The sequence below is a fragment of the Streptomyces sp. NPDC094147 genome (genome assembly GCF_044764265.1).
GTDB lineage: Bacteria > Actinomycetota > Actinomycetes > Streptomycetales > Streptomycetaceae > Streptomyces.
In genome coordinates this window covers 340,540-356,662 of record NZ_JBIWHT010000002.1, presented here as the reverse complement: position 1 = coordinate 356,662, position 16,123 = coordinate 340,540, and the positions used below count along the sequence as shown (strand labels likewise).

Here is a 16,123-nt window from a genome sequence, read left to right as displayed (position 1 = left end):
TTGACCCCTTAAGTCTTCATCAGTTGAGGGTGGCCACTCCTTGTTGAGGAGGGGTGGGCGGACCCGCGTACGTTCCCCGCTGAGGGCGGTTGGCCCGCCCCGCGGGGTGGAGGTACGTACGCGCGGGCGCGCCGCACACGCGCCCTGAGCCCCGGATGAGGGGTGTAAGGATCCTTCTTACCGGACGGAGGCGTCCGCCGACGAGTCCATATTGGCCCAGCGCCGATACTCCGTCGCAAGCGGTCCCGGTACGGTGCCACGACTCTTGGTGCGATGTCGCGACAAGTCGGCCATGCGCCATGGAACATGTCCACAACGCGAGATGAACCGGAGATTCTCCGGCCCCTGCGAGTGTTCTCCGCATGTGTTCCGGCCCGCGGAGCTGCGGTGTGCCGGGCTGCCGGGATTCGGGGGTGACCCGTTATCCGATTTTGACATGGCTGCGACCCTGATTTCCGGGGTCCGAATGGCAAGATGCGACTTCACACGCGGTTCACACCGCGGTCGCGACACCCGAGGACGCGTGCACGACCACCGCCCAGGACCTGTGCGTAGATCGTCTACGCGCTCCATGGCCACTCCACTTCACATCTGCCGGAGGAACCCGACCATGACCGCAAGCACCACCCGCCGTACGACCGCCGCCAAGTCCCGGATTGCCGCGGTCGGCGCGATCGCGGTCGCGGGCGCCCTGCTGGTCACCGGCTGCGGTGACCAGACCAAGAAGGGGTCGTCGAGCGCGTCCCCGGGCGGGGCCTCGAAGTCCGCCCCGCTCTTCTCGAAGCTGCCCGCGAACATCCAGAAGGCCGGCGTGATCAAGGTCGGGACGGATGCCACGTACGCCCCCATGGAGTTCAAGCAGGGCGACACCATCGTCGGCATCGACCCCGACATCGCCGCCGCCCTCGGCAAACAGCTCGGGGTGACGTTCGACTTCACCAGCGGCACCTTCGACACCCTGCTCGGCGCGCTGCCGACCGGCCGCTACGACGCCGTCATGTCCTCGGTGAGCGACACCAAGGCCCGCCAGGAGGGTCTTGACAAGAGCGGCAAGAAGACCGGTACGGGTGTCGACTTCGTCGACTACTACACGGCGAGCACCGGCATCCTGGTCAAGAAGGGCAACCCGGAGGGCATCAAGTCCACCGACGACCTGTGCGGCAAGAAGATCGCCGTGCAGCGCGGCACGACGTACGAGCAGGCCGCCAAGGACCTCGCCGCCAAGTGCAAGCAGAACAACAAGGGCGACCTGTCCTTCGAGGCCTTCGCGACCGACGCCGAGGCGCAGACCCGGGTCAAGGCCGGCGGCGCCGTCGCCGACCTGAACGACTCCCCCGTCGCCGCGTACATCGCGAAGACCGCGGGCGGCGGCGCCGACTTCGAGTCGGTCGCCAACCAGTCGGACGCGGGCCCCTTCGGCATCGCGGTGGACAAGAAGAACACCCAGCTGCGTGACGCCCTCTCGGCGGCGCTGGACGCGATCATCGCCGACGGCACCTACAAGGCGGCCGTCGACAAGTGGGGCGGCGCACAGGGCGCCGTCACCAAGGCAGCCATCAACGGCGGCTCCTGACCCGCGCACCACTGAAGGGCAGTCGCTGTGACTGACAAGCTCGACAAGACTCCGGGGTCGGCGGACGCCGCCCCGGAGCAGGTCCCGCCGGACATCATCCGTGCCATCCCGGTACGCCACTACGGGCGCTGGATCAGCGCCGTACTCGTCGTCGCCGTGCTCGGCGCGCTCGGGTACGCGTTCTCCCAGGGCAATGTGCGCTGGGCGACCGTCACGGACAAGCTGTTCGACCCCAGCATCCTGACCGGCCTGTGGCACACCATCCTCATCAGCGTGGTCTCCATGGCCGTGGGCCTGGTGCTGGGTGTGCTGTTCGCCGTGATGCGGCTCTCGAAGAACCCGGTGACCAGCTCGGTCGCCTGGCTGTACATCTGGTTCTTCCGCGGCACGCCGGTCTATGTGCAGCTGCTGATCTGGTTCAACCTGGCGCTGATCTTCCCGATCCTGAACCTCGGGTTCTACAAGGACTACATGACCGCGGTCATGACTCCGTTCCTCGCCGCCCTGCTCGGCCTCGGCCTGAACGAGGGCGCGTACATGGCGGAGATCGTCCGGGCCGGCATCCAGTCGGTCGACGAGGGCCAGACCGAGGCCTCGCACGCGCTCGGCATGACCCAGACGCAGACCATGCGCCGGGTGGTGCTGCCCCAGTCGATGCGGGTGATCATCCCGCCGACGGGCAACGAGTTCATCAACATGCTGAAGACGTCGTCGCTGGTCGTCGCCGTCCAGTACCAGGATCTGCTGCGCAGCGCCCAGGACGTCGCCGCGACCTCGTTCGCGGTGATGGAGATGCTCTTCCTCGCCTCTCTCTGGTACCTGGCCCTGACCAGTGTGTTCAGCGTCGGCCAGTACTACCTGGAGCGCCGTTTCGCCCGAGGTTCGCTGCGCTCCCTGCCGCCCACGCCGCTGGCGCGCATCAAGCGGAACCTGCTCTCCCTTACCAACTGGCGGCGGTGACCCCATGACTGCACAACCGATGGTCAAGGCGGAGGGCGTCCACAAGTCGTTCGGCCCCGCCCACATCCTCAAGGGCATCGATCTGGAGGTGGCCGAGGGCGAGGTGTTCTGCCTGATCGGCCCGTCCGGCTCGGGCAAGTCGACCTTCCTGCGGTGCATCAACCACCTGGAGCAGATCAACGCCGGTCGCCTTTACGTCGACGGCGAGCTGGTCGGGTACCGCCAGAAGGGTGACAAGCTGTACGAGCTGAAGGACAGCGAAGTCGCCCGCAAGCGGCGGGACATCGGCATGGTCTTCCAGCGCTTCAACCTGTTCCCGCACATGACGGCCGTCGAGAACGTCATGGAGGCGCCGGTCCAGGTCAAGCGGGAGTCGAAGGCGGTGGCCCGCGAGCGGGCCCTCAAGCTGCTCGACCGGGTGGGCCTCGCCGACAAGGCGGGCAACTACCCCTCGCAGCTCTCCGGCGGCCAGCAGCAGCGCGTGGCGATCGCCCGCGCGCTTGCGATGCAGCCGAAGCTGATGCTCTTCGACGAGCCGACCTCGGCGCTCGACCCCGAGCTGGTGGGCGACGTCCTGGACGTCATGCGCGGCCTCGCCGAGGACGGCATGACGATGATCGTGGTCACCCACGAGATGGGCTTCGCGCGCGAGGTCGGCGACTCGCTGGTCTTCATGGACGACGGCGTGGTGGTCGAATCCGGCCACCCGCGCGACGTCCTGACGAACCCCCAGCACGACCGGACGAAGTCGTTCCTGTCGAAGGTGCTGTGACACCGCCGCGCAACGGCGTCACCACATAGCCCCACGAAATAGCCCCACGAAGAAGGGTGGTTACGGGAGCGATCCCGTAACCATCCTTCTTCTGCTGCCACTTGTCGCTATTTGAGGGCGAGCAGCAGCGTGTCCGAGGGCGAGGCCCAGACGGGCCGCGCCTCGGCGAAGCCGGCCGCGCGCAGGGTCTCGGCGTGCCAGCGGGCCGGTGGCATGTCGCCGTCGGCGTGCTCGCCGTAGATCTCGTACCGCCGGGCGGTCGGTCCGGCCAGTACGGGGTCCTGGGCGGCCAGCGCCCACCAGTCGGCCCAGTCGAGCGCGCCGCCGGCCTTGGCGCGCTCCATCCCGGCGTGCCGGTGGGCCCGTTCGGCCGCGTTGATGCGCGGGGTCGCGGGCTCGATCATGTGGTCGGCGTTCATGAACACCCCGCCGTCCCGCACCAGCCCGGCGACCTGCCCGTACAGCGCGGCGAGCGGGTCGCTGTGCAGCCAGTGCAGGGCGGTCGCGGTGAGTACCGCGTCGTACGAGTCATGCGGAAGCAGCGCGGTCCACCCCGGGTCCTTGAGGTCGGCGGTCACGAAGGTGGCCCGGTCGTCGCCGGCGAAGGTGCCCTCGGCGATGGCGAGGAGCGCGGGGTCCAGATCGACGCCCGTACTGACCGCGTCCGGGAACCTCTTGAGGAGCCGGTCCGTAATACTCCCCGTACCGCACGCGAGGTCGAGCACGCGCGGCGCGGGACCGACGCAGGCCTCGACCATGTCGAGCATGACCCGGAAGCGCTCCTCGCGGTCGGGCATGTACCACTCCTGCTGCCGGTCCCAGCTGTCCTGCCAGCCCCGCCAGTCGGTGCTCGTACCGGCCCCAGTGACAGTCTCCGACACCGTAATCCCTCCTTGGAAGCCGCTCTGTAATACCCTCGAAGGGTACTCAGCCGTTACCTGGAACGCCTCAGACCCTAGACCGCCGCCGTAAGGACTACAAGTGGAACTGGCCTATTACTCGGACTATGCCGTGCGCTTGGTCAACACCGAGGAGCCGGCCCGCAACAAGGACGTGCTGACCTCGGTCGACGCGGTGCGCGAACTGTTCGGCGGGAACCAGTCGGCGGCCCGCCGGGCGACGGACGCGGACGTGACGCGCTTCCGCTCGGTACGGGCCCGGCTGCGGGCGGTCTTCGAGGCGGCGGACCAGGGCGAGGAGGTCCAGGCGGTGGACCTGCTCAACTCGCTGCTGCTCGAATTCCCGGTCAGCCCCCAGGTGTCCGGCCACGACCACCGGGACGAGGACGACCGCCCGCTGTGGCACATGCACCTGGCCGACCACCCCTCGAACGCGACGGCGGGCTACGCCGCGATCGCCTCGATGGGCCTGGCCTTCCACCTCACGGAGTACGGGGTCGACCGGCTCGGCCTGTGCCAGGCGGCGCCCTGCCGCAACGCCTACCTCGACACCTCGACCAACCGCTCGCGCCGCTACTGCTCGGACCGCTGCGCGACCCGGGCCAATGTGGCCGCCTACCGGGCCCGCAAGCGCCTGGAGACCGAGCGGTCGGAGAACACCGGCCGCACCGAGGAGACGGCCCAGGACGCCAAGTAGCCGACGGTGCGCCGGCGCCCGGCCGTCATCGGCCGGTACCGTCCGCGCACCCGGCCGAGCACGAGCTCGACCGGCACGGCACCGAAGGCCCGGCTGTCGACGACCTCGTCGCCGGTGTTGTCCCCGAGCACCCACCAGCCGCTCTCGCGCAACTCCATCAGCCGCTTGACGATGAGCAGGTCCTGCTGCAACGGGTGGCGCAGCACCGCCACGTCGCCGGCCCGCAGCCCGGCCCCGTAGTGGACCAGCAGTTGGTCCCCGTGCAGCAGCGTGGGCACCATCGAGGTCCCCAGGACCTCGGCGATCCCCAACGGCACCCTCGTCTCCCGCCCCTCATCCGTCATACGCCACCCACCTTTTGGCCGTCGGCACCCCGCCACCGGTCCCACGGTACGTTCCGCCACGAGTCCCATGGTGACCCTGGACTTTTGACCTAAGCCCATGGGGGCACCCGCGAAAACCCGTCTCTCACCGAGTAATGTCCCACCTGAGAAGACGATCACGAGGAAGGACAGCTCAATGCTTTCCCGCCTGTTTGCCCCCAAGGTGAAGGTCAGCGCGCACTGCGACCTGCCCTGCGGCGTGTACGACCCGGCCCAGGCCCGCATCGAGGCGGAGTCGGTCAAGGCCGTGCAGGAGAAGTACCAGGCCAACGAGGACGCGCACTTCCGTGCCCGTGCCGTGGTCATCAAGGAGCAGCGTGCGGAGCTCGCGAAGCACCACGTCTCCGTGCTGTGGAGCGACTACTTCAAGCCGCCGCACTTCGAGAAGTACCCCCAGCTCCACCAGCTGGTCAACGACACCCTGAAGGCCCTCTCGGCCGCCAAGGCGTCGACCGACCCGAAGACCGGCGAGAAGGCGCTCGAACTCATCGCCGAGATCGACCGCATCTTCTGGGAGACCAAGAAGGCTTGATCTTTGGTCAGGCCGTCTGACCTGCGGTTTCGCGGGTCACGTCAGCCACCTGTCCGCACCCGGTCCGCAGGCCGCCGAGAACGGCGTCCATGACGGTCCGGGTGCGGTCTTCTTCTCCCGGCCAGAGATGCGCATAGGTCCGCAGGGTGATGACCGCGGATGCGTGGCCGAGGACGAGCTGGACCTGCTTGACGCTCGCCCCGCCGGCGATGAGGGCGGAGGCGAAGAAGTGCCGCAGGTCGTGGGTCGTCATGTGCGGAAGCTCGACGGGCTTGCGTCTCTGGCGCTCGGCCGCCTTGTTCTCCGCCTTCTGCAGCTCCTTGCGAGCGCAGTTCCATTCGGTCTTCCAGCGGCGGTAGTTGAGGGGTTCGTACTCCTCCATGGTGAACAGCCACTCCTTCGAGGGCCGCGCGGCGAGATGCGCCAGGAGCGCGTCGATGACGACCTCGCCGACCGGGACCGTACGCCGGGACTTGCCGGTCTTCGGCGGGCCGATCAGGCCGGACTGGAGGCGCTGCCGCTCGACGCGAATGGTGCCGTTCTTGAAGTCGATGTCCGAGACCTTCAGGCCGAGCAACTCGCCTATGCGCAAGCCTGATCCGGCCAGGACGACGATCGCCGCGCGGAGGTACGGCGGCATGACAGCGGCCATCGCCCGGACCTGCGCGACAGTGGGCGGAGTGATCTCCTCGTCGGTTATGAGCGGGAGGGTGATCCGCTTGCAGGGGCTGGTGGGAATGACCTTGTCTTCGACGGCGGCCGTCATGACGCGGACGAGGACGTCATAGATGTTGCGCACGCTGCCGGGCCCCAGTTGCTCGGAGAGCTTCTTGAAGAGGGCCTGGATGTGGGTCCTGCGCAGAGACGCCATCGCGTAGGAGCCGAGCGCGGGTATCAGATGCACGCGCAGCGCGTTGTCGGTGATGCGGGCGCCGGCCTCACCCGCGATCTGCTCACCTTCCCACTTCGCCGCGTACTTCTCGAAGGAGATCTTTCCGGCGCGCGGGTCGACGTACAGGCCGGTGACCATGCTGGTCGTGACCTCGTCGAGCCACCGCTGGGCGTCGAGCTTGCGGTCGAAGTGGCGAGCGTGCTCCTTGCCGTCGAGGTCGCGGTAGCGGGCCCGCCATTTGCCGTTGGGGCGCTTCTGGATGTTCGCCAAGTGGGTTCCTCTCGTTGGGGGTCAGCGGTAGTAGGCGCCGTGTTCTATGTCGTCGGTCAGGGTGCGAGCGTCGCGTTCGTCGCCCATGAGGCGCAGGCACTGCTCGTGGATGGCGCGTGAGCTTTCGGGGTGCGTCTTGATGTGCTCGGCGATCGCTACGACGGCGTGGTGCAGGCGGTCCTGGACGTCACGAGACTCGTAGAAGGCTTCGACGGCTTCCTGCACAAGCCGTCTGCCGTCGACGTCCAGCCCCTCCAAGGGCGGGGACATCAGCTCTTCGAGAGGTAGCTCGAAGACTCGGGCGAAGCCGAGCGCCTCGTCGAGGTTGATACGACGGCGGGGGTTGCCGTTTTCGATGCGCCAGACGGCGGTCTGGTTCAGCTTCACACCGGCTTTGGTCACACGCTCCGCCAGTTCGGTGGTACTCCACCCCCTCACCTCGCGCTCCAGTGCCACACGCGCGGCCACGTTCCCTTCGCTGTAGAGCAGCGGCACCTCGCCGCTGTCCGCCTTGTCGCCTGCCATCGAACCTCCACCCTTGACCATCTCTATCCAAATTGAATCACATGCTACCCGATTTGGCTAACCCGGGATCGCGTGCTACCACTTACCCATGACGAATTGCCCGCTAGTCGATTGGGAAACATGCGACACCTGACCACCTCCGAGGTAGCCGAGCGCTACCGCACGTCCGAGAGCACGGTCCGCTACTGGCGCCAGATCGGGAAAGGCCCGCGCGGCATCAAGATCGGGAAGCGCGTGCTGTACCCCGAGACGGAGCTGCTGCGCTACGAGCAGGCGCTGACCGAGGGGCGGGGCGAGTGGGGCTTGGCCTCGTGAGGCGCCGACACGGCCACCCACTGCAGCGGCCCTCGGCGAGCCAACGCCGAGGGCCGGAGATTCCCCATTGCATCGCCCATCTCTGAACGAACGAGCTGGTGAGGGGCGGGACCTTGCCCGTCCTGCCTCTCACCGGAGAGGAACGTCTATGGAGGACTCTACGTCCTCGCGCATTTCGAACGCATCCCCCGCCTCCTACGCCGAGCGCACCGAGCGCACCGAGCGCAAGGCGGCCTGGCCGCCGGTGGCGGTGCCCGGCCAAGGGTTTGGTCCGCGTGATGCGGACCGCGACGAAGGCCGGTCCGCCGGACCGCACGCGCCGGATGACTCTGGTCCGCAGACTGGTCCGCACCGTGCAGCGGTCGCGGACCGGACCGCCGAAGCCCTACCGACCGCAATCCCGTTGCCGGACCGGATACCCACGCTCGTGGAAGAGGCGCAGGTCAGTGGCGCGCGGACCGGACCGGGCGCTGCGGACCAGGATGGTCCGCACGACATGCAGCGGTCCGCTCCCGCTGGTCCGGTGGTCCGCGACGGTACGGACCAGTCGCCGGATACTGGTCCGCGCGACGGGAACCGGGCCGGTATCCCCGCCGCTGAGCGGACCAACGTCCCCTCACCGGACCACGCTGGCGGACCGGACCAAGGCCCGCGGACCGGTCCGGGAGAGCCGTCCGGACCGGCGGACCACGCCAAACCGACATCCGGCGACGGGGCCGCGCTGCTTGACGAGTTGCGGTCAGCGGTCGGCAAGTACGTGGTGCTGCCCAGCGAGGAGGCGCTGACCGCGGTCACCCTGTGGGTGGCGGCCACGCACATCCAGACCGCTCTGCAGCACGCGCCGCGTCTGGCGGTGGTGGGCCCGACGAAGGGCTGCGGCAAGTCCCGCGTCCTGGACGTGCTCCACGAGACCGTGCACCAGCCGATGATGACCGTGAACATCACCACGGCCGTCATCTACCGCGTCATCGGCAAGAACCCGCCCACCCTGCTGGTGGACGAGGCCGACACCATCTTCGGCCCCAAGGCAGGAGACAAGGAGGACCTGCGCGGCCTGCTGAATGCCGGGCATCAGCGCAACCGGCCCGCCTGGCGCATCTCCGGGCCCGAGCACAAGCCGACCCAGTACCCGACCTTCGCCATGGCCGCGCTCGCCGGGATCGGCGACCTCCCGGACACGATCATGGACCGGGCGGTCGTGCTACGGATGCAGAAGCGCAAGACGGGCGAGAAGGTCGCTTCGTTCCGGTTGCGGGATTCGGTGCCGGAACTCAACGCGCTGCGCGACAAGCTGACCGCCTGGCTGGGCCCGCAGCGCGGGCAGGCAGCCCGCATGGTGCCGGATATGCCGGTGGAGGACCGGGCGGCGGACACCTGGGAGCCGCTGGTCGTCGTCGCCGACCTGGCTGGCGGCCACTGGCCCGCACGCGCCCGCGCCGCGTGTGTGGCCATGACCCGGCACGAGGCCGTGCAGGACGAGCAGTCCAGCCTGAAGACGCGGCTGCTGCGCGACATCCACCGCATCTTCGAGGCCAACGGCAACCCCGTGGCTCTGCCCTCCCGGGACCTGGTCGCCGCGCTGATCCAGGACGCCGAGGCCCCGTGGGCGGAGCACGGTACCAAGGGGCTGAACGCCTACCACCTGGGCATCCTGCTGCGGGACTTCGGCATCAACCCGGCCAACCACCGTTTCGAGGAGGGCAGGCAGGCCAAGGCATACGCCCGCAACCGGTTCCTGGACGCCTGGGCCCGCAACTGCCCCGACCTCGTCGAGGCGGCACCCGAGCCCGCCCGCGGCACGGTGGCCGCACGTCCGGCCCAGGGCAAGCCGCCCGCCGCCCCGGCTGGATCGCTGCCCATCGGCCCGCCCGGCGGTCCTGCCAGGCCCAAACGCGCTCTCTGACCCCACCAGAGCGTAATCCGTAGCACTGCGGCGCAACCGTCCCCGCGCAGGTCAGCGCGGGGACGGACGCCCTTGGCGGGACGGACGCCTCCGTACCCGCCCGGCCGTCCGTACCTGCGCTGACCAGGCGTGCGACGCATGCGACACCGCCCGCACCCCCTCGCCACCGGAGCACCACCATGCACACTGACAACGACACCGACCCCACTTCCTCCCGCCGCCGGGGATGGTTCAGCCTGGGCCGACGAACAGCAGCAAGCTGGAGCGTTCGAGCCCCTAATGGGGCTTCGTCCGCGCTTGCCCCCGCCCCTGGGGTGGCGGAGGAGGAGGCCGGGCGCCAGCGGGCACCCGAGCCGGAGGAGGGGGTGACCAAGCCCGACGCCGCGTCCGCCGCCAACACTCCCGCTGTACACGACGAGCTGCCTGCCGACATCGTCGCCCCGCAGCCCGAGTCACCTGCCCAGACTCCGCTGCCCGTTGAGCAGCCCTCGTGGCGTGAGCCCGACGCCCCCGCGCTGCCCACCCGCATGAACCGCAAGCGCACAGGCGAGAACCGCGACCAGGAGAAGAAGATCCGCTTCACCCCGACTGCGGTCCGCATCATCGACGAGGCGGCCAAGCGGCGCCGTCAGAAGTTCGCCGGGTTCGTCGGCGACGCCGCCCTCGCGGTGGCACTCGATAAGGCGCACATGACAGGCAGCCCGGAGGACGATCCGATCCGCCCGCTGGTGGAGGCTGTCGAGGCGCACACCAAGGCGCTGAATCGCATCGGCACCAACCTCAACCAGATCATGGGCGCCATCCACTCCGGCGCGATACCCGACCAGGCCGAGGCCGTCCTCGACCGCGTTGACCAGGCCGTCCAACGCAGCTACGAGGTGATGGACGAGTTCGTGGCGGAAGGGGCCGCCCATGGTTCCTGACGTCTCCACCGGCTCCGACACCCGCGGCCTGATCAACTACCTCTACGGACCGGGCCGCCGCGACGAGCACATCGATCCGCACATCGTGGCGGCCTGGGACATGGCCGGCGCCCCCGACCCCGGCCGCAACCCCGAGGCCACCTACACCCAGCTCGCCCGCCGCCTCGACCACCACGTCGACCTGCGCACCCGCGAGCTGGGCGGCAAGAAGCCGCCGAAGCACGTGTGGCACTGCCCGGTACGCACCGCGCCGGGCGACCGCTACCTGACCGATACGGAGTGGGCCGAGGTCGCCCGCCGTGTCGTCGCGGCCACCGGCATCGCGCCCGAGGGCGATGACCAGGCGTGCCGGTGGATCGCGGTGCGGCACGCGGAGGACCACATTCACATCCTGGCCACCACCGTGCGCGCCGACGGGCGCCGCCCGCGCACGAACCGCGACGGCTGGCGGGCCCAGAAGGAATGCCGGAAGATCGAGGCCGAGTTCGGGCTGCGCCGCCTCAAGTCCGGCGACCTGACCGCGCCCAAGACGCCCACCGGGGCGGAGCGGGCCAAGGCCGAGCGCCAGGGCCAGGATGTGACCACGCGAGAGTGGCTGCGCGAGCAGGCATACGCCGTCGCCGCCGCCGTGTGCGGCATCGACGACTACTTCACCGTGCTCCGGTCACTGGGCATCCAGGTCAAGCCGCGCATCGGCCCCGAGACCGGCCAGGTGACCGGTTACAGCCTGGCCGCGCCTGGCGACACCATCTGGTTCGGTGGCTCCAAACTCGCGCCCGATCTGTCCTACGACCGCCTGCGCGAACGCCTCCCAGCCCAGGACGTGGCCGACCGGCCCCATCCCGTGGCGGATCCGTCCGACTCGTGGCGCCGTACGGAAACCGCCGTACGCGTCGCCCGCACGGTGCTCGGCTCCGGCGACGACGCCATCGTCCAGGGCTACCTGGACGCCTATGGCGACACCCTTCACAACCTCGCCCGCACCACGCCGGGCCCGCCCCAAGCCGAGCTCGAAGCAGCGGCACGGGCATTCAACCGGGCTCGCCGCTCGGCCATCCGGGCCGACCACCAGGGCGCCGCCGAACTACGCCAAGCCGCCAAGGAACTCGCCTACGCCCCCAACATCCCGGGCGGGCTCACCGTCGCCCTCATCTTCGCCGCCCTCCACCTGGCCCGCGCCGCCGCCCACTGGCACGCACAGCGCGGCCACGAACAGCAGGCAGCGGCAGCCGAGCAGACCGTCCGCCATCTCCAGGCCAGCTACCGTCAAGCCGCCGAGCCTGTCCTGGCGGGACTGGCCCGACGCACCCCACGATCCCAGACGGTCCAGCGTTTCGAGGCCACCGTTCGCCAGGTCGTCCCCGACCACGCCGACCGCATCCTCGCCGATCCCACCTGGGCCGCCCTGGTCACTACGCTCGCCCATGCCGAGAGCGCTGGCCACAGCCCTGGCCGACTCCTCGCCGAAGTGGCCGCCGAGCGCGAACTCGGCACCGCCGAACGCCCCGCCGAGGTCCTCAACTGGCGCATCGCGACGTATCCCAACAGGCGCGCGCAGGCAGCACGCAGGCAGAGCCCCCGTGGTGCCGCGCCCGTGACGCCCGCCCCGCAGACCGCGTCTGCTTCGGTGCGCGAAAAGGCGACGGAGCGCGGACGGCACCGATAACAGCAGTCGCCCCTCAGCGGCCCTTGGGCCTGGGTACCGGGGGCTTTCGGTGCCTGCCGGTGCCTGAGCCAAGTGGCTTCGGCACCGGCCCTGGGGGCGGAGGCTCGTTGGTCTCCGGGAAGAGCATGGCCTGCGCCTCGGCCAGATTGGAGGCGAACCCGTAGGGCTCCCACGCGTACCCGTTCCACCGCTCGATGGCACGTGGCGCATCCGGGGCCACGTGCGACCCCCTCGGCCCCGTGCTGGAGACAACAGGCACGGCACGCAGTCGACCGATCTTCGCGTCACGCCGCTCCGCATAGTCCTTCAGCGGCTCGTCGTCCATCCTGCCGTTCCTTGCCTCGGTGGCGGTGTTCTCAGGAGGGTAGCGGCCACTGAGGACCATTCGGGCTCCCGAGCCAGACTGCCTGCGCCTCGTGGGAGATGGTGACGCCGAACGCGGAGGTGCCCGGGGAGCCGTACCCCTCCCACGTGGCGACTGCCGACTCGATGGCGTCCCAGACACGGCGCGGGCCGCCCTGGCGCACCTGCCAGCCGTTCTCCGAAGGGGTGAGGACGGCAAAGGAGCCAGTGATGCTGTCCAGGACGAACGTACTGACCGGACCGCCCTCGCTCGGCATGGAGAAGAAGCGCGCATCCGGCGCGGCGAGTTGAGCCATGAAGGCGGAGCCGGAGCCCGTGAGGACTTCCGGACCATACATCGCCTCCCGCCTCGTGCCGTCGTCCCGCCCTGGGACCATGCCGAGGCTTTCCGGCGCGTCCTGCTGGCGGGCGATCATGAAGCTCGGGTCGTCCTCGCTGAACCAGCCGCTCGCGCTGTCCCGGGCGACGACGAGTTTGACCAGACCGAGGGAGCGCATCCAGCCGCGCAAGGTGGTGAGGATGACGCCGCCTGGCCGTACCTGATCCAGCCAGGCGGAGGGGACATTGCGCAGTCCACATGTGGCGATCAGCCGGTCGTACGGGGCTCGCTCCGAGTGGCCGGCGCGGCCGTCCGCCACCAGAAGGCCAGGGCTGTAGCCGCACTGGGTGAGGGCCTCACGAGCCCGCCGTGCCACGCCTTCGTCCGTTTCGATCGACGTCACCGCCCTGCTGCCGAGCCGGTGGCACATCAGCGCCGTCGAGTAGCCGGTGCCGGTGCCGATCTCCAGTACGGACATGCCCTCCTGCACGTCCAGCTCTTCGAGCATCCGGACGACCAGGCTCGGGAGCGTGGACGAGGAGGTGGGGACGGCGTTGCTGATCGCCTGGGGGTCATTCCAGTCGATGTCGCGGCCGTCGAACTGAGTCATCCACGTCTCGTCGGTGTAGACGAGGCGAAGCCACTCCTCCCGGCCGACGGCCTCTGGGGTGACCGGCTCGTACGTGGTGATGCCGGGGGCGCCGCTCTCGCGGTAGAAGCGTGGGACGAAGACGTGGCGGGGTACGGCTTCCACGGCGGCCCGCCACTGGGGCGACCGCAGCCAGCCGCCCTTCTCCAGTTGGCCCGCGAGCTGTCGGCGAAGCTCCGACACGGCTGGCTCGGCATCCGGCTCAATGGTCACGGAGTCCTCCTTCCAGGAGGTCGGCGAGTGTGGCGGTCAGGGGCAGGCCGGTCGGCGGCTCCATCCATGCCCACTGTCCGGAAGGGTTGCACTCGATGAAGATCCATTCCCCAGACTCGGTCAGGGCGAAGTCGAATGCGCCGAAGATGAGGCCGAAGTGCCGCAGATAGGCCCGTATCGCCGACTCGGCCGCAGGCGGTGCGGTGATCGGGGTGTACGTGTGGGTGCTGTAGTCGGTCCGCCAGTCGAGAAGGCCGGAGTCGATCCGCACCGCGAAGACCCGCTCGCCGATGACCGTGACCCGCACGTCCGCAACCTTGTCCACGCGAGCCTGGAAGAGATGCATGGTGCCGGCGACTGTGTCGTCGATCTCGTCGGCTGTCACCTCCTCCACCGGAACCGTCTGAGCCTTGCCGTCGACCAGGTAGAGCGGCACCGAGATCGGCTTGAAGATGGCCGGGCCGTGCCGCTTGATGAACGTTCGCGCATCATCCGGCACGTTGGTGATCAACGTCGAGGGCAGCCTGAACCCGGCCGCTGCTGCGGCGGAGAGACCGGAGGGCTTGTACTCCGCGTCGCCGATTCGGTTGGGATGGTTGACGTAAAGGCAGCCGGGCAGGGAGGTCAGGATGCCACCGAGACCGTAGCGGGCCTGGGCCACGGCGAACCGCTCTTCCTGCCGACCCAAATGGGGGAATGCGAACCCTGAAGGGCGCCGGTAGTACAGGGACCTCACTGATCCCAACTCAGCACTCCTGCTGGGGGTCTGCACGCTTCCGCGCCAGGTGTTGGTGTCGCCGATGAAGGCCGAGCACGAGAGGGTGGCCGGGAAGTCACCGGAGTCGAACCGCACGACCGGGACACCCCGGCCATGCAGCTCAGCGATCACGAAATCGGCGGTCGGGTCGTCGAGGTTCGTGACGACCAGGACCGGACGCTCATCGTTCCTCACTGGTCGGTGTCGTTCCCGGTGTCGCTGTCGGGAGCATCGCCACCGGCCCGGTCACCCTGCCCTGTGGTGCCGGTCGGGGGGTTCGTGCCGGATGAAGTGCCATGCCCCGGTGCCATCACCGATGCACCGGACGCATCGAAGTAGCGGGCAGTCTGCGTCTGCGCATCCAGCGCCAAACGCGCGTACTCGTGCCCCTCGACGGGCGGGTACGGGGCGAGGCGGCGCAGGCCCCACGGGAAGGTGGTCATGTGCCCCTGCGGCAGCGGACTGCCGGTGGGAAAGCGATCCATGTAGTTGAACACGGTGTCCCTCTCTGTCGGATTCTGCACTTCGCTTCCGCCTTGGTCACCCGCCAGGCAGCTGATGGGGCCGAGATGCCTCGGACGGAAGTCGGACGAGCGCTGGGCTGCCATGGGCCATCGATGGGGCAAGGTCGGGCCTGTGGAGCCCATCGAGGACCCGCCGTAGAAGAGTCACGTCCGGTGTCCGCGCCTCCACGGCTCGGCGGCCTTCTTCGTGCCAGTCAGCGAGCTGCCGCCGCCACGCCCTCTCGGCGCGGAGCACCTCCGTGCGTATCTCGCCGAGCGCCGTGCCTGATTCGGCGTGGAGCCACACGAGATCGGCGGGCGTGATACGGAAGGACGTCGGCAGCGTCGCCGCGCCGGGCCCATCAAGCATGCGCATGGGGGCGAATGCGAGTTCCACGCAGGCGTCTGGTTGGGATACGTCGGTCAGCTCCTCTGGGGACAGGAGCCGTAAGGAGACGCGCGGGGTCAGCATGAGCCCGATGCCCGTAGCTGGGCCCAGACGAGCTTGCCCCAGCTACGTCGCTCATAGCCCCATCTCCAGCACACGGCGTCCACGAGGACCAGACCGCGCCCGCCTTCGGAATCATCGTCAGGGAGGGCCATCTCCGGAACGGCACGGCACTTATCGGCGACACCGATCCGTACCAAGCCACCGGGTTCCTGCCGGACCACGACACGAACGACGCGACACCGTGTGTGGGTGACGGCGTTGTTGACCAACTCCGAGACGACCAGCATCCCGACATCGGCCAGCTCCGCTATGCCCCAGGCGTTGAGAGCGGCAGAGACGAGCAGGCGGGCACGGAGGGCGGACTCCGGCTCGCACGGCATGGTCTCGGTGTAGCCCGGTGCGCCGTCCGCAGCGGGCCTGGCGGAAGCGGACATGGTCACGGGGTCATCCCTCCGGTGGGTGGGGGCACCCGCCCGCACATGGGGCGTCGGGCAGGCTTTCCTCCGCTCCGTCGAGAGGGGGAAGCTTGTGCCCGCTCGACGACTGCTACCGAGTCAA

The 16,123-nt window shown here is 69.1% G+C and carries 18 protein-coding genes; 9 read left to right on the top strand and 9 right to left on the bottom strand.

All coding sequences use genetic code 11. The features are described from left to right. The first annotated feature begins 610 nt into the window (after positions 1–610). Genes ACIQ8J_RS07070 through ACIQ8J_RS07060 form a run of 3 tightly spaced genes read left to right on the top strand, consistent with a single transcriptional unit; the run spans position 611 to position 3,305 of the window. Positions 611–1,573 (top strand): ABC transporter substrate-binding protein, encoded by a 963-nt coding sequence (locus tag ACIQ8J_RS07070; RefSeq protein WP_403266776.1) that lies wholly within the window; start codon positions 611–613, stop codon positions 1,571–1,573. A gap of 27 nt (positions 1,574–1,600) precedes the next feature. Then, a complete protein-coding gene (locus tag ACIQ8J_RS07065) occupies positions 1,601–2,533 on the top strand; it encodes an ABC transporter permease subunit (protein ID WP_403266779.1) in 933 nt (310 codons plus the stop codon). Between the two features lie 4 nt (positions 2,534–2,537). Then, entirely contained in the window at positions 2,538–3,305 is a 768-nt protein-coding gene (locus ACIQ8J_RS07060) for an amino acid ABC transporter ATP-binding protein (protein WP_403266782.1), read from the top strand. A gap of 107 nt (positions 3,306–3,412) precedes the next feature. On the opposite strand, the gene ACIQ8J_RS07055 is transcribed toward ACIQ8J_RS07060, so the two are convergent. Further along, the gene (locus tag ACIQ8J_RS07055) at positions 3,413–4,186 is read right to left on the bottom strand and encodes a class I SAM-dependent methyltransferase (RefSeq protein ID WP_403266785.1); all 774 of its coding nucleotides are present in this window, start codon (positions 4,184–4,186) and stop codon (positions 3,413–3,415) included. A gap of 100 nt (positions 4,187–4,286) precedes the next feature. Between ACIQ8J_RS07055 and ACIQ8J_RS07050 the strand changes: the two genes are divergently transcribed. After that, positions 4,287–4,901: a CGNR zinc finger domain-containing protein gene (locus ACIQ8J_RS07050; RefSeq protein WP_403266788.1), complete on the top strand. Its 615-nt coding sequence runs from the start codon at positions 4,287–4,289 to the stop codon at positions 4,899–4,901. Here the strand turns inward: ACIQ8J_RS07050 and sodX are convergent. After that, positions 4,820–5,245: a nickel-type superoxide dismutase maturation protease gene (gene sodX, locus ACIQ8J_RS07045; RefSeq protein ID WP_403266791.1), complete on the bottom strand. Its 426-nt coding sequence runs from the start codon at positions 5,243–5,245 to the stop codon at positions 4,820–4,822. The genes ACIQ8J_RS07050 and sodX overlap by 82 nt on opposite strands. Positions 5,246–5,420: 175 nt before the next feature. Between sodX and sodN the strand changes: the two genes are divergently transcribed. Further along, positions 5,421–5,816, top strand: a complete 396-nt coding sequence (sodN, locus tag ACIQ8J_RS07040) for a superoxide dismutase, Ni (RefSeq protein WP_403266794.1) — start codon at positions 5,421–5,423, stop codon at positions 5,814–5,816. Between the two features lie 7 nt (positions 5,817–5,823). On the opposite strand, the gene ACIQ8J_RS07035 is transcribed toward sodN, so the two are convergent. Together ACIQ8J_RS07035 and ACIQ8J_RS07030 are read right to left on the bottom strand one after the other, a co-directional pair. Then, positions 5,824–6,978 (bottom strand): tyrosine-type recombinase/integrase, encoded by a 1,155-nt coding sequence (locus ACIQ8J_RS07035; protein ID WP_403266797.1) that lies wholly within the window; start codon positions 6,976–6,978, stop codon positions 5,824–5,826. Positions 6,979–6,999: 21 nt separating this feature from the next. Then, a complete protein-coding gene (locus tag ACIQ8J_RS07030; protein WP_403266800.1) occupies positions 7,000–7,503 on the bottom strand; it encodes a helix-turn-helix transcriptional regulator in 504 nt (167 codons plus the stop codon). A gap of 120 nt (positions 7,504–7,623) precedes the next feature. On the opposite strand from ACIQ8J_RS07030, the gene ACIQ8J_RS07025 reads away from it, so the two are divergent. The 4 genes from ACIQ8J_RS07025 (at position 7,624) to ACIQ8J_RS07010 (ending at position 12,310) form a co-directional block, all read left to right on the top strand. Continuing rightward, complete coding sequence (locus ACIQ8J_RS07025) at positions 7,624–7,818, top strand: helix-turn-helix transcriptional regulator (protein ID WP_403266802.1); 195 nt, start codon at positions 7,624–7,626, stop codon at positions 7,816–7,818. Positions 7,819–8,551: 733 nt separating this feature from the next. Further along, on the top strand, positions 8,552–9,721 hold the full coding sequence (locus tag ACIQ8J_RS07020) for a DUF3631 domain-containing protein (RefSeq protein WP_403267746.1): 1,170 nt from the start codon (positions 8,552–8,554) through the stop codon (positions 9,719–9,721). Between the two features lie 314 nt (positions 9,722–10,035). Continuing rightward, positions 10,036–10,644 carry a hypothetical protein gene (locus tag ACIQ8J_RS07015; RefSeq protein ID WP_403266805.1) on the top strand — a complete coding sequence of 203 codons (609 nt, stop codon included), beginning with the start codon at positions 10,036–10,038 and terminating at the stop codon, positions 10,642–10,644. Next, positions 10,634–12,310: a relaxase/mobilization nuclease domain-containing protein gene (locus ACIQ8J_RS07010; RefSeq protein WP_403266808.1), complete on the top strand. Its 1,677-nt coding sequence runs from the start codon at positions 10,634–10,636 to the stop codon at positions 12,308–12,310. Before ACIQ8J_RS07015 ends, ACIQ8J_RS07010 begins: the two co-directional genes overlap by 11 nt. A gap of 13 nt (positions 12,311–12,323) precedes the next feature. Here ACIQ8J_RS07010 and ACIQ8J_RS07005 read toward each other — a convergent pair whose 3' ends face one another. From ACIQ8J_RS07005 to ACIQ8J_RS06985, 5 genes are all read right to left on the bottom strand, one after another. Then, complete coding sequence (locus ACIQ8J_RS07005) at positions 12,324–12,635, bottom strand: DUF6087 family protein (RefSeq protein ID WP_403266810.1); 312 nt, start codon at positions 12,633–12,635, stop codon at positions 12,324–12,326. 31 nt (positions 12,636–12,666) lie between these two features. Next, entirely contained in the window at positions 12,667–13,854 is a 1,188-nt protein-coding gene (gene tgmC, locus ACIQ8J_RS07000; protein WP_403266813.1) for an ATP-grasp peptide maturase system methyltransferase, read from the bottom strand. Beyond that, a complete protein-coding gene (tgmB, locus tag ACIQ8J_RS06995; protein ID WP_403266816.1) occupies positions 13,844–14,806 on the bottom strand; it encodes an ATP-grasp ribosomal peptide maturase in 963 nt (320 codons plus the stop codon). The genes tgmC and tgmB overlap by 11 nt, the downstream gene beginning before the upstream one ends. Continuing rightward, complete coding sequence (gene tgmA, locus ACIQ8J_RS06990) at positions 14,803–15,108, bottom strand: putative ATP-grasp-modified RiPP (protein ID WP_403266819.1); 306 nt, start codon at positions 15,106–15,108, stop codon at positions 14,803–14,805. The genes tgmB and tgmA overlap by 4 nt, the downstream gene beginning before the upstream one ends. A gap of 471 nt (positions 15,109–15,579) precedes the next feature. Further along, positions 15,580–15,999, bottom strand: a complete 420-nt coding sequence (locus tag ACIQ8J_RS06985) for an ATP-binding protein (RefSeq protein WP_403267749.1) — start codon at positions 15,997–15,999, stop codon at positions 15,580–15,582. Between the last annotated feature and the right edge of the window lie 124 nt (positions 16,000–16,123).

Coding starts and splice junctions, on each gene's coding strand:
- ACIQ8J_RS06985 (WP_403267749.1), bottom strand. CDS start 15,999: ATGTCCGCTTCCGCCAGGCCCGCTGCGGACGGCGCACCGGGCTACACC.
- ACIQ8J_RS07005 (WP_403266810.1), bottom strand. CDS start 12,635: ATGGACGACGAGCCGCTGAAGGACTATGCGGAGCGGCGTGACGCGAAG.
- ACIQ8J_RS07070 (WP_403266776.1), top strand. CDS start 611: ATGACCGCAAGCACCACCCGCCGTACGACCGCCGCCAAGTCCCGGATT.
- sodX (WP_403266791.1), bottom strand. CDS start 5,245: ATGACGGATGAGGGGCGGGAGACGAGGGTGCCGTTGGGGATCGCCGAG.
- ACIQ8J_RS07010 (WP_403266808.1), top strand. CDS start 10,634: ATGGTTCCTGACGTCTCCACCGGCTCCGACACCCGCGGCCTGATCAAC.
- ACIQ8J_RS07060 (WP_403266782.1), top strand. CDS start 2,538: ATGACTGCACAACCGATGGTCAAGGCGGAGGGCGTCCACAAGTCGTTC.
- ACIQ8J_RS07030 (WP_403266800.1), bottom strand. CDS start 7,503: ATGGCAGGCGACAAGGCGGACAGCGGCGAGGTGCCGCTGCTCTACAGC.
- ACIQ8J_RS07025 (WP_403266802.1), top strand. CDS start 7,624: ATGCGACACCTGACCACCTCCGAGGTAGCCGAGCGCTACCGCACGTCC.
- sodN (WP_403266794.1), top strand. CDS start 5,421: ATGCTTTCCCGCCTGTTTGCCCCCAAGGTGAAGGTCAGCGCGCACTGC.